Below are 11,287 nucleotides of genomic sequence, written 5' to 3'. Positions count from 1 at the left end.
GTGTACCTACCGTGGCAGGGTGGATTATTGAAGCTGGTGGCGGTATCGGCTCCTACGGACGCAATGTCAACCAGACTGCACAGCGTGGCGCGCAAGGCGCATATACCGGTGGCAAGGCTGCCATGGCAGGCGCAGGTGCCGCTGTGGGAAATGTCGGTGGACGTATCAAGGGTGCACTGCTCAAAGGAAAATAGAAATGGAGCAACTATGCTTAATTAATCAACAGGTATAAAAGAAAAAAAATGGAATTCAAATCACTTAATAATATAGAGACCTCATTCAGACAGATACGGCTCTATGCCTTTGTCTTTGCCATCGTATGTGTGGTAGTAAGCGGTTATGCTGTCTATGCCTCGTACAGCTTCGCCAAGGAGCAGCGGGAGAAAATCTATGTGCTTGACCAGGGAAAGTCGCTCATGCTGGCTCTCAGTCAGGATGCAAGTCGTAATCGTCCCGTGGAGGCAAGGGAACATGTCCGCCGTTTCCACGAACTCTTCTTTACCATTGCACCCGACAAGGATGCCATCGAGAGGAACATGGAGCGTGCCTTCCTGCTATGCGACAAGTCGGCTTTCAACTATTACAAGGACTTGGCAGAGAAGGGGTATTATAACCGTGCCATATCGGGTAATATCAATCAGCGCATAGAGGTGGACTCTATCCACTGCAACTTTAATACTTACCCTTATGCGGTAACGACCTATGCAAGGGAGTTTATCGTCCGTCAGAGTAATGTTACAGAGCGTAGTCTTGTTACGACCTGCACGTTGCAGAACTCAGTCCGTTCGGACAATAACCCGCAAGGTTTTCTTATGGAGAACTTCCTTGTGAAGGAAAACAGGGATATACAGACTTATAAACGATAAGGCTATGGCAAGGAAAAGAAACTTTTTACTCTCACGTCACTATCTGCGCTTTCACCTATGGCTTCGCCATCGGTGTGAAAGGCTCACGATAAGGCAGAGAAAGGAAATCGTCTATGGGCTGAGTTTCATCTATCTGCTCTGCTCGCTTTGGATGATAGCGCAGTTTTTCCTTCCTCCAAAGAAGGAAAAACTACCCATCCCCACGGGAAAGCTGACGGACAGTCCGATACGGACGGACAGCACTTTACAAGAGTTACACGGCAATTTTTATCTACAACATCATCAAACAATCAAAGAAAATGGATAATAAACAGAAAGAACAAATGAAGAAAGGCTTGGTCTTCGGAGGACTGGGACTGCTGTTTGCCCTCTCGATGTGGTTTATCTTCGCACCTTCGGGCAAGGATAAGACTGCTGCGGAGCAGGGACTCAATGACAGCATACCGCAGGCAACGACAGAAAAGCTCACCGAAAACAAACTCAAAGCCTATGAATTAGGCGACAAGGCACACGAGGAGGAACAGACCCGTGAGGAGATGGGCAGACTGTCGGACTATTTCGCACAGAACACTGCTCCATCAGAGGAGCAGCGTGCAGAGACAGCAGCATCTACGGCAAAGATAGAAAACTCCATGCATCGTTATGAGGAGAATAATCGGCTCTTAAACTCCTTTTACGCTCCCGACCCACACGAAGAGGAACGTGAAGCCTTGCGCTCGGAGATAGATAACCTTAAAAAAGAACTCTCTGCCAAAGACAGCAGGGAGGACAATGAAGAGAAACGACAGCTTGCTCTGATGGAAAAGAGCTATCAGATGGCAGCGAAGTATCTACCCAAGACATCATCTGTGCCACCGTCATTGAGTAATGCCTTTACGGAAAGCAAGGGAAACACCACTTCTACCACCGATATGGGTGTGACAAAAGGGCAGGCTGCGCAAGTTGGTACACCGTCAATGGAGGTCTTGGCGGAGCGCAAACAGGTGGTGACTTCACTCGGTCAGCCGATGAGCGATGCGGATTTTATCAAGGAATATGGAATAAGAGCAGGCAACATGGGCTTCCATTCGCTAACAAGTACGGCTGCACCCACGATGCGCAACACGCTCAAAGTGGTGGTGGACAGAACGACCACGCTCAAGGAGGGCGACAATGTGGTGCTTCGTCTGCTGGAAACCGCTAAGGTGCAGGGACTGCGTATTCCACGACAAAGCCGACTCATAGCCATTGCCAAGATTGAAGGCAACCGTATGCACCTGCTCATTAAGAGTATTGAGGTGGACGGGCATATCATAGCCGTCAAGCTCTCGGCTTACGACACGGACGGACAGGAGGGGGTGTATATACCAGGCTCGGAGGACATCAATGCGCTTAAGGAAGTTGGGGCGAACATCGGCGGTTCAATGGGAACATCCTTTACCTTCGCTTCCTCTGCCAAAGACCAAATTATCTCCGAGACTGCCCGTGGGGTGATGCAAGGTGCAAGTCAGCTGCTTCAGAAGAAACTGCGCACTATCAAGGTAACGCTCAAAGGGGGCTATCGCCTTTTCTTGGTTCAGTCCAAATAAAACAATCAAAAATTACAAGTAAAAAAATAACATCAAATCAACAGCAACAATGAAGAAACTTATTTTATCAATGGCTATGCTTGCCATGGTGGGAGCAACAGCCACAGCACAGGGAAACAATGATGGTCTTACACCAAACCGTCCGCTTACTTCGGGAGAGCTCTTTCAAGGTATGAGCCGTGCCATTCCTACGGGGCGTGTCGTACTGCCGTATGGTCTGGAGGTTACCTTTGACAAAACTGTGCATCTTATCTTCCCTTCTGCCATTCGCTATGTAGACTTAGGTTCGCAGAACATCATCGCAGGGAAGGCGGAGGATGCTGAGAACGTGTTACGTGTAAAGGCTTCGGTGAAGGACTTTGAAACGGAAACCAACATGAGCGTGATTTGTGAGGACGGCTCGTTTTACGCTTTCAGTGCGCCCATAATAGGGGCTTGATAATAATCACTTTGGCAAGTGATTAGGTTAGTATTCCAATTTATAAACCTATCCCAGACCGACTTATCCGAATGGGAAACCAAACGGGGAGTGAAGCATGTCGGTAACGCGATAAGTCAGTTAATTGCTAAACTGCGACTGAATTGCTATGGGAAAAGACAGACACGAGGATGAAACCTGATTGGTTGAACAATAGTCCTATGACTAATGTAGAGGTGGCAACGGAAAGCAGTTATATACGTTGCCTCGCAGTACCCACGCTTATTGAACGGAGTGATGGGCAAGGAATTTACTGCGACATATCCGTCAGAGAACAGAAAAGGATGTACGTTGCATCCGACAGTCTGTCAAGCCAAGTTATCAAGTCCACTAAATGGGGATTGCCTACACGGAGATGCCGAAAGGCTATGAGCACAGGCTCTGAAAACTCCGCATGGCAACGGAGTTCCCGTAGTAGTCTGAGCGTGGGAAAGCCACGTACATGGCGAAGGGGAACAGCTCGGTAATTTTAATATTGTCAAACGATAACGTGTGAGACGTATGAGAAATCCAGAGACCATATTAAACAGTTTATCTGCACATAGCAAAGATGTGCATTACAAGTACGAAAGGTTGTACCGCATCCTATTCAATGAACAGATGTTTTATGTAGCCTACCAGCGCATTTATGCGAAACCGGGCAACATGACACCCGGCTCAGACGGCAAGACCATTGACGGAATGAGCGTTGATAGAATAGGACATCTGATAGCTGCGCTAAAGGATGAAAGTTACATGCCAACGCCTGCCCGAAGAGTCTATATCCCTAAAAAGAATGGGAAGAAAAGACCATTGGGCATCCCATCAATCGAAGACAAGATGGTGCAAGAGGTCGTCAGACTTATTCTTGAAGCTGTCTATGAGGGACATTTTGAGAAATCCTCGCATGGATTCAGACCAAGAAGAAGCTGTCATACGGCTTTGCGTTCCATCCAAACTCTTTTCACTGGTGCGAACTGGTTCATCGAAGGTGACATCAAAGGATTCTTCGACAACATCGACCACCATATTCTGATTGAAACTCTTCGTGAGCGCATATCAGATGAAAGATTTCTTCGACTGATATGGAAATTCCTAAAGGCTGGATATATCGAAGATTTTACATTTCACAAGACGTATTCGGGAACTCCCCAAGGAGGGATAATAAGCCCTATCTTGGCAAATATCTACCTTGATAAGTTCGATAAATACATGCGTGAATATGCGGAATCATTCGACAAGGGCAAGAAAAAGCGGGAAAACCCACTCCACGCAAGTTACAGCCGAAAGGCTGTAAGATTACGCAAGACTATCCGAAACGCCACTGATGAGGATACGAAACGTGAATTGCTGACACAACTGAAAGAGGTGGAAGCTAAGACACGGAGAGTGCCGGCATCTATGGCAATGGATAGTAATTACAAGAGACTTAAATATATCAGATATGCCGATGACTTTCTAATCGGTGTAATTGGTAGTAAAGCAGACTGTGCGAAAATGAAAGAGAACTTTACAATATTCATGAGAGACAAACTAAAGCTTGAACTCTCCGAAGAAAAGACCCTTATCACAAATGCGCAGGATTCAGCAAAGTTTCTTGGGTATGAAATCTCTGTCAGAAAATCCGAAGCCATGAAGCGAAACAAGCTGGGATGGCTGAAGAGACCGTTCAGCGGACGCATAATACTGACTCTGCCTATCGCCTCCGTCCAAAAGAAATTATTGGAACTGAAAGCAATGGAGCTTAGGGTAATCAATGGAAAGGAAATCTGGTATGCCATGCCACGCAATTACCTGACCAAAGAAGACCCAGCCACAATTTGTGCACGCTATACAACTGAAATCAGAGGTTTGTACCAATATTATAGGATTGCGGACAACATCTCTTTTGCAGGAAGTAAATTCGGTTACATAATGCGATATAGTTTCTGCAAAACTTTGGCAAAGAAACTAAATTCATCAACTGCCAAGGTTATACGAAAGTACAGAAGAGACCATGACTTGGCGATACCCTACCAAGCAAAGAAAGGAGAAACCAAGTTCCGAATATTCTATAATGATGGCTTTGCGAGGCAAGAGCCGGACAAAGACGCAACCTGCGATAATCTACCTAACACATTTGTACTTCCTTTCCCTACTCTTGCGGAGAGACTTATGGAGCGCAAATGTGAATTGTGTGGAGCAACCAATGTCAAGACCATAATGTATCAAGTCCGTAAACTCAGAGGTATAAATACCGATACTGAATGGCACCGACTGATGATTAAGAAATGGCGTAAGACATTGGCTGTATGCAAACATTGTAATGCAAAAATTCATGCCCATGACAAATAAACTGATATTACCAGTGGAGAGCCGTATGCAGGGAGACTTGCACGTACGGTTCGGGGGCAGGCCATGGGAAACCTACCACCGAAAGGTGGCAAGGCACCCATTGCCGAGCCTACACGTGAAGTATGCCGATGAACCAGAGAAACTCAGCATAGAGATGAAGGATTTTCTTTCTACGACAGAAGGCAGGCTGCCAAGCAACCGCTCTGACATTTATTTTAAGGAACTCGGCAATGAGTCGCCTATATTAGTCAAACTGATGATGCAGACTATCTATCAGAATGACAGAGGCTGCATTAAGCATATCGGTGCGCAGCAGTTTGGTATGAAATTCCTGCTTCGTGGCTTGTATGCCCATAATGGCTTGCTGTATTTCCACACCCGAATGGAAAATGGCACGAATATGCCGTACTCGGTGGACTTCATCACCTTCAAGGTGGTTGATAAGAAGATGGCAAAGCGTACCGCCATTCAGGAGCAAGTACTTCAGCCCTTGCGTGCTTATCATCAGGTGATGCAGGTGAAAGGACAAAGCCACGAGCATTCCGTGTTCGTATTGGAGCAGTTTGCCCTCTCGGAGGAAAAACAACTGGAGGTAACAATCTACGAGCGAAACGGCGGACGCACACTGGCCTTTTATGTCGGGCAGGAAGACTTGCAGCTGGCAAAGAAGATTGACAACCTCAAACTCAAATGGTAGGTTTTATGAAGAAGAAACTTATTTTATCGGCTTGCGTGGCGGTGGCAATGGCTTTCAGTCTGCCATCGCAGGCACAGCGACTTATCCCCAAGCAAAGGGGAATAGAGGTCGTAGGGAGTGTTCCGCTTATCAAAGGAGAAAAGTTCTTTGGCAAGGATAACTTCGGTCTTGGCATATCACTTACCCGTTATTTGAAGCGTGAGAACTATACTTTTGTCTTGGCAGAGTATGAACAGCAGAATGTGCCGTACAGGAGTTATAACGTAAACCTCAAGGATGCGCTTTTGCAGGTAGGCTATATGCACCAGATACTCTCCGACAATGGCAAGAACGTGTTCCTCTATGGTGGCATATCCGCATTAGGTGGTTATGAAGAAATCAACGAGGATCAAAAGCTGCTGCCCGATGGGGCTACGTTGCTCGACCGCTCATGCTTTGTCTATGGCGGAGCCGTTCACGGCTCGGTGGAGGTGTTCCTTACGGACAGGCTTCTGTTTCTTGTCAAGGCACAAGGGCGGTTCCTCTTTGGAACGGACGTGCATCGTTTCCGTCCTGCGCTATCAGCAGGACTTAGGTTTAATATTTAATAGAAAAGAAACATGAAAAAGAAGATATTAAGTTCGATATGGGTAATGGGCGTACTTGCCCTTGCCGTGTTTTGTCTATCTGCTTGTGATAGGGAGCTGGATGTTCAGCAGTCTTATCCGTTCACTGTCGAGACGATGCCCGTTCAGAAGGACATTGTCAAGGGACAGACGGCAGAGATACGCTGCACGCTCAAGCGAGGGGGCGATTTTGCTGACACACGCTACACCATCCGATACTTCCAGCCCGACGGCAAGGGAACACTGAAAATGGACGATAGAACGGTATTCAAGCCCAACGACCGCTATCCGCTCACAAAGGACGTGTTCCGTCTGTACTACACCTCGCTCTCCACCGACCGCCAGACGATTGACGTGTACGTGGAGGACAGTTTCGGTAAGATGCAGCAACTGACTTTCAGTTTCAACAACGAAAAGGCGGAGGAAAAGGGAAAGACCACCGCAGTAGTAACCAGAGCCTTGAACGATGCGAACAGCTAAACGCTTTGCTTTATTCTGTATAATGTGCTTGCTCTGCCAGCCGATCCTTGCCCAGCGCAGGGTACGGTTGGCAGACTTACCTCCTTTTGAGCGCGCCGTGGTGGTCGTGAAATACTTTGAGGGACTACACGGAAAGGGTTGCTATCCGTATGTGGGATATGGGCATCAACTCCTGCCGGGCGAACACTTTACGGCAGCGATGACGGAACGACAGGCAGACTCTCTGCTTCGGACAGATCTGATGAAGCGTCTGATGATGTTCAAGGACTACGGAAAGGATGCCCTGCTGCTTGCCGTCCTGTCCTATAATGTCGGAGTGGGCAGATTGCTGGGATACGGCAAACATGCTAAGAGCCAATTGCTGCGGAAGATAGAATCGGGCGACAGGAATTTCTACCGTGAATTTGTCTCTTTCTGCCGATACAAAGGCAAAGTCCTCAGAGGTCTCGTCAAACGACGAAAAGTGGAGTTTGCCTTGTTTTATATACCCTGATTATCAAATACGCCTCTTGCGACATTTTTATGCTTCGTAAGAGGCGTTTTCTTACCATTTCCTTCGCCTTTCTTGTTATGAATGAGTAACTTTGTGACGGATTAAACAATGTACAATTTATGAGACAGAAAGTTTTATTTATCTTATTAAATGAATACACAGACTGGGAAGGAGCATTTCTCTCAACGGCTCTTCATGTGGGCGTGATACCGGGCAGTGACGTGAAGTACGAAGTGCATACTGTTGCCCCGACATCAGACGCTGTCCGTTCCATCGGAGGTTTCAGAACCTTGCCCGATTATTCTTTCGAGAATATGCCGAAAGATTATGCCGCTTTAGTGCTTATCGGTGGCAACCATTGGGGCTCACCTGAAGCAGAACTTGTCGTACCATTGGTACAGGAGGCTTTAGATAAAGGTAAAATCATCGGGGCGATATGCAACGGTGCTTCATTCCTCTGTTCACACGGTTTCCTGAACAATGTAAAGCATACAGGCAATGGTCTTGACCAACTCAAAAAATGGGGCGGTGAGAAATATACGAATGAAGCAGGATATGTGGAAGCACAAGCCGTTAGTGACAAGAATATTGTTACGGCAAATGGTGTAGGACATTTGGAATTCACTCGTGAGATGCTTTTATTGCTGAAAGCCAACAGTCCCGAACAGATAGATGCTTGGTACGATTTCTACAAAAATAGTTTCGTGAGATAATAAATAATTTCATATGGAAAAGAACTGGGAGAAGAACTTATCCGTATATATCGAAAGAACGATTAGTCCTGATGGCAGAGACACGTTTGAGTCCACACAGGCATTGAGCGAACGGATGTTTGAATTTGCGACAGTCAAGAAAGGGAACAAGGTGATGGATTTGGGATGCGGTTGGGGAAAATCCCTGCAACCATTCGTACCTCATTTTCTATTCGCTCTCGGAACAGATACGAGCCAAGAGAATATTGCACAGGCAAAGGATGCTTATAAGCACTATGATAATGTTTCGTTTCAGTGTGGTAACATTCAGAATTTGGAACTGTCAGCGGAAAGCGTGGATTTAATCATCTCCTCGCTTGTTCTGCACCAAGTGGAATGGAACGAGCAGGAAAGACTGTTTGAAGCTGTGAAGCAAGTGCTGAAAGCAGATGGCGAAATGATAATGGCAGATGAAATCATCTTGTTCAATCCGGACGTATCTCCCGAAAAGTTCAATGAAGTCTATCGCTATCTGTTGGAATATACCACCCCGAAAGAAGTGTATGAAAATCATATCAAGCCATATCTGCAAGAGGGACATGTCTATACTTGGCAGGACATGAAAGAGAATACGCCTCCTGAATATTGGTTCCACTCCATCGAAGATTTGAAAACGACATTGAGAAAAGTACATTTGAAACTTGTGGACATTCAAGAGATAACTCCATTCTTCGGTCTGCTGAAAATCAAACATCAATAACTTGAAAGAATGAAACCGAGAAAGATATACGCCTGTTGGATTTATGTAAGTGATTTGCAGAAGTCAAAGTGTTTTTATCAGGATATAGGCTTTGAGGTCAAACTGACAGATGGAGATTGGATAGAGTTTGATTTAGGTGAAACATCATTTGCCATTCTTCAAAGACCGGCACACAAAGGTAATGTAGTTGCAAGCAAAACAAGAATTATGTTTGAGACTGACCATATAGAGTTGGTGTATGAAGAGTTAAAAGAGAAAAAAGTAAAAATGATTGGAGAAATAAGAGCAGAGCCTTACGGAAAATTGCTGACCTTTCAAGATCCTGACGGACATTGGCTGGAATTTTATCAAAGAATTTCTTGTGATGATTAAGAGAACTATGAGTTTTTGATTTTGGCTTTTTGTTACTTTTGAGCCGTTTCAACTCACTGTCAAAAGTAACGAAATGTTTTTCATCGGGGTTTCTTTGCTCCTTTCTTTGTCCGCTCGAAGCTCACGAAAGAAAGGAGCGGTCGGCAAATCTGCCGACCGCATTATTCCGTCTGTTCTTCTTGAATGGTTATCCGTCCCATCCTTACTTCGGGGTGCGTGGAGAAAGCCCAATTGATTTCCTCATCGGGAAGGGTGCTGTGAACATTTCCGCCCATCACCAATCCGCAATCCCGAATGACCTTTTGTCGTGCTTCTTCTCTGCTCTCGGCAACCACCTCAAAAACTCCCTCGAAGATGTATTGTGTCCGTACTCTGTAAACTTTCTTCTTCATAATCTTAAAATTCAACTTTTAATAATCTATATTCCTTTGGCTCTCCATTTGACAATCTGCGGTGTTTGAGCCAAAAGTGATGCGCACCATAACCATAGGCAAAGAACTTGTCAAGTTCTGTTTCTTCGGCTATTTGGTTGATAGCCGACCTTAACTCCTCTTTGTTGTCGGATAGGGTTATCGCATTGATAACCCGGACAAGAATGGGAGGTATCTCATCCGACCAATTAAAAATGACGTTCTCTATCTCTGTTTTCATATCTCTGATAATTTAATGATTTATACTTTATACTTTATGCCGTTGCCTTCATTCGTTGGCTGATTAGCCTGCGGTTGGCATTGACAAGGTTCACTATCTGTTCGTGATACTCCGTATTCTTGTTGCACACTCCACGACTTTGCACCACCTCAAATGATTTCAGTGATACCTCTATTGTTTCTATCCGCTTGCCCTCAATGGTAGCCGATAGGATTAGTGAGTCCTCTTTAAGATAATATTCGTTGGAAAATACGCAATGGTGCATGGTTACTCCCTCCTCTAAATGTTCCTGCACGCTCTCCAATACGTGGACTTGGATTGTGCCGTCGGTAAAATGGATACCGAAGAATTTGGATTTGAGTTCCTTGAAACGTTTTTCGTCTTCCATTGCCTTCTGCTGTTTTTGGGCTATCTCTTCCCTTTCCCTTTGTCTATTGAGTTCCTCCTGTCTGCGGTCGTGTTCGGCTTTGAGGTTGGTGGGGCAAAGAAACTTCGGGCTGTGTATGTCCTTATTCAATCTGCGGAGCATATCCACATAGTCGCACCAAAGGGAAATATCCGTTATATCGTAGCCGTTACGAACTGCAATTTTATAAGACTGCCAATACTCGTCAAGCACTCTTCTTTTGCCAAGAAAATAGCTTAGGTGGTCTGTACGTCCCGACTTCATCAATGTTTCGGCACGGCTGTCAGAAAGCAAGGCAGGAATGAGTGTTGTCGGGGGGATATTGTGAAAATTATCCTTGAAACCATTTCTGCGGAGTGTGTCTGATACCTTGAACTTCGGATATATCTGCGAATAGGCTACATATCTGTAGGCTTCGTTGTCATTGCGGATTGCCATAGGTGCGCAATAGGAAAATGTATCAACATATCTACCCAATACTCTCTGAACGGCAACAATCGTCTTTCGTCCTTGTGCGTTCCACCAATACTGACCGATTTCAAGTGCGTAGTACTCTGCCTTGCAACCTTTCTCCATTTCAGCCACGAGGAGGAACATCCGCAACACTTGGTATTCTCCGCAAGCGGTGAGTGTCGTGAAATAGTGCTTCTGCTGCAATTTCCTTTGGAATGTTTCCTTGACCTGCAACTTAGCCCTGCAATGAGGGCAAGTGCAAGTTTTTCTATGTTTGTTCAGTGTCCAACTATGCCCACAATCCATACAAGTGGTGCGACCTTTTGGCAAGCGGTAGGCGAAGTGGTCAATACACTCACGGAATGCCCACTTAATCTGTATCTTGGTTATTGGGCGAAGATGCTTGCTTTGTTCCAAAACAGCCTTTTCAAATTTGTTTCTCGGTTTCATAGG

At 45.7% G+C, this 11,287-nt stretch carries 14 protein-coding genes and 3 pseudogenes; 14 read left to right on the top strand and 3 right to left on the bottom strand.

The genetic code is table 11. The features are described from left to right. From DYI03_RS13060 to DYI03_RS12995, 14 genes and pseudogenes are all read left to right on the top strand, one after another. Positions 1-194 (top strand): annotated as a pseudogene (locus tag DYI03_RS13060) (conjugative transposon protein TraJ); the annotation flags it as partial. 48 nt (positions 195-242) lie between these two features. Beyond that, complete coding sequence (gene traK / locus DYI03_RS13055; protein WP_021668807.1) at positions 243-866, top strand: conjugative transposon protein TraK; 624 nt, start codon at positions 243-245, stop codon at positions 864-866. A gap of 4 nt (positions 867-870) precedes the next feature. Then, on the top strand, positions 871-1,173 hold the full coding sequence (locus DYI03_RS13050; RefSeq protein ID WP_004353772.1) for a hypothetical protein: 303 nt from the start codon (positions 871-873) through the stop codon (positions 1,171-1,173). Then, positions 1,166-2,434 (top strand): conjugative transposon protein TraM, encoded by a 1,269-nt coding sequence (gene traM, locus DYI03_RS13045; RefSeq protein ID WP_115367925.1) that lies wholly within the window; start codon positions 1,166-1,168, stop codon positions 2,432-2,434. The genes DYI03_RS13050 and traM overlap by 8 nt, the downstream gene beginning before the upstream one ends. 49 nt (positions 2,435-2,483) lie before the next feature. Next, positions 2,484-2,852 (top strand): annotated as a pseudogene (locus DYI03_RS13040) (DUF4138 domain-containing protein); the annotation flags it as partial. 221 nt (positions 2,853-3,073) lie between these two features. Continuing rightward, positions 3,074-3,379, top strand: coding sequence for a hypothetical protein (locus DYI03_RS13780; RefSeq protein WP_225683919.1), 306 nt, complete (start codon positions 3,074-3,076; stop codon positions 3,377-3,379). 34 nt (positions 3,380-3,413) lie between these two features. Continuing rightward, positions 3,414-5,225 carry a reverse transcriptase/maturase family protein gene (locus tag DYI03_RS13030; protein WP_115367991.1) on the top strand — a complete coding sequence of 604 codons (1,812 nt, stop codon included), beginning with the start codon at positions 3,414-3,416 and terminating at the stop codon, positions 5,223-5,225. 106 nt (positions 5,226-5,331) lie between these two features. Next, positions 5,332-5,922, top strand: a pseudogene (gene traN / locus DYI03_RS13025) (conjugative transposon protein TraN); the annotation flags it as partial. Beyond that, positions 5,916-6,509 (top strand): conjugal transfer protein TraO, encoded by a 594-nt coding sequence (locus tag DYI03_RS13020; protein WP_025064847.1) that lies wholly within the window; start codon positions 5,916-5,918, stop codon positions 6,507-6,509. The pseudogene traN and the gene DYI03_RS13020, both read left to right, overlap by 7 nt. 12 nt (positions 6,510-6,521) lie before the next feature. Beyond that, complete coding sequence (locus DYI03_RS13015) at positions 6,522-7,007, top strand: DUF3872 domain-containing protein (RefSeq protein WP_025064846.1); 486 nt, start codon at positions 6,522-6,524, stop codon at positions 7,005-7,007. After that, positions 6,994-7,500: a glycoside hydrolase family protein gene (locus DYI03_RS13010; RefSeq protein WP_025064845.1), complete on the top strand. Its 507-nt coding sequence runs from the start codon at positions 6,994-6,996 to the stop codon at positions 7,498-7,500. The genes DYI03_RS13015 and DYI03_RS13010 overlap by 14 nt, the downstream gene beginning before the upstream one ends. A 119-nt stretch (positions 7,501-7,619) precedes the next feature. Further along, on the top strand, positions 7,620-8,213 hold the full coding sequence (locus DYI03_RS13005; RefSeq protein WP_021668740.1) for a type 1 glutamine amidotransferase family protein: 594 nt from the start codon (positions 7,620-7,622) through the stop codon (positions 8,211-8,213). A gap of 13 nt (positions 8,214-8,226) precedes the next feature. Further along, the gene (locus DYI03_RS13000) at positions 8,227-8,952 is read left to right on the top strand and encodes a class I SAM-dependent methyltransferase (protein ID WP_021668741.1); all 726 of its coding nucleotides are present in this window, start codon (positions 8,227-8,229) and stop codon (positions 8,950-8,952) included. A gap of 9 nt (positions 8,953-8,961) precedes the next feature. Beyond that, positions 8,962-9,324: a VOC family protein gene (locus DYI03_RS12995; protein WP_021668742.1), complete on the top strand. Its 363-nt coding sequence runs from the start codon at positions 8,962-8,964 to the stop codon at positions 9,322-9,324. A gap of 161 nt (positions 9,325-9,485) precedes the next feature. Here the strand turns inward: DYI03_RS12995 and DYI03_RS12990 are convergent, their stop codons facing one another. Genes DYI03_RS12990 through DYI03_RS12980 form a run of 3 tightly spaced genes read right to left on the bottom strand, consistent with a single transcriptional unit; the run spans position 9,486 to position 11,284 of the window. Further along, positions 9,486-9,716: a hypothetical protein gene (locus DYI03_RS12990; RefSeq protein WP_025064844.1), complete on the bottom strand. Its 231-nt coding sequence runs from the start codon at positions 9,714-9,716 to the stop codon at positions 9,486-9,488. Positions 9,717-9,720: 4 nt separating this feature from the next. Beyond that, positions 9,721-9,975, bottom strand: a complete 255-nt coding sequence (locus tag DYI03_RS12985) for a hypothetical protein (RefSeq protein WP_021668384.1) — start codon at positions 9,973-9,975, stop codon at positions 9,721-9,723. Between the two features lie 34 nt (positions 9,976-10,009). Beyond that, entirely contained in the window at positions 10,010-11,284 is a 1,275-nt protein-coding gene (locus DYI03_RS12980) for a PcfJ domain-containing protein (protein WP_028902005.1), read from the bottom strand. Positions 11,285-11,287: the final 3 nt, after the last annotated feature.

Source organism: Prevotella disiens (assembly GCF_900454955.1).
GTDB lineage: Bacteria > Bacteroidota > Bacteroidia > Bacteroidales > Bacteroidaceae > Prevotella > Prevotella disiens.
Note: the sequence above shows the minus strand (reverse complement) of the source record. Positions and strands in the feature narration are given on the sequence as shown.